1 protein-coding gene is annotated in these 713 nt (G+C 70.4%); it reads right to left on the reverse strand.

The annotated features are described in order from the left end of the window. Positions 1-32: 32 nt before the first annotated feature. A complete protein-coding gene (locus NBW84_RS13695) occupies positions 33-638 on the reverse strand; it encodes a transposase (protein ID WP_250285116.1) in 606 nt (201 codons plus the stop codon). Positions 639-713 lie beyond the last annotated feature (75 nt).

The raw sequence follows: 713 nt of genomic DNA on the forward strand, positions 1-713 counted from the left end.
TTAACGAGCTTTAATTCGTGATGTCGATGTGGTCATGGTGGTTCCAAGGTCAGGCCGGTGGCTGCGAGGCAGCCGTCGAGCAGGTGCGGCTGGCGCTGGATGCGACCCAGGCCTGTGTGGATCAGGCCGGCGAGGTGGTCGACGTCGGTGATCAGGCGGTTGGCGAGCTCGCCGCGTTTGAGCAGGGACCAGACCGTCTCGACGGGGTTGAGGTCCGGGGCATAAGCGGGCAGGCGGACCACGGTGAGCCAGAGTTCGTTGGCGGCGGCGAACGCGGTCATCTCGGCGCAGGTGTGCCGGTTGAGGTTGTCCCAGACGAGCACGACCGGCCGGCCCAGCCGGCGGTGCGCCTCACGGATCAGGTCGCGGTAGTCGGTCCAGGCAAACGCCTTCGGCTCGCCGGCACGGCCGCGGTGCCGGCGGGTCCGGTAGAACAGCCGGGGCCGCTGGCCGGGACGGAAGCAGACCAGCCCGGCGATCGACACCCGCCCGGAACGTCGACCCCGTACCCGCGTGACCGGGGTGACCCCACGCCGCCCCCAACTGCTTACCCGGGGCGGGCGGAGGTTCTGCCCGGCCTCGTCCTCGAAGACGACCCAGGCACCGGTGACCGCGGCGATCTTTTTGCGCGTGCCCACGCCTCCTTCCGCCACACCTCGACCGCCCCGTCGTCACGTTCCACCGCACGGCGGGCGGGTAGCTGGCAGGACCAG

Source organism: Protofrankia sp. CiP1_Cm_nod2, assembly GCF_920664355.1.
Lineage (GTDB): Bacteria > Actinomycetota > Actinomycetes > Frankiales > Frankiaceae > Protofrankia.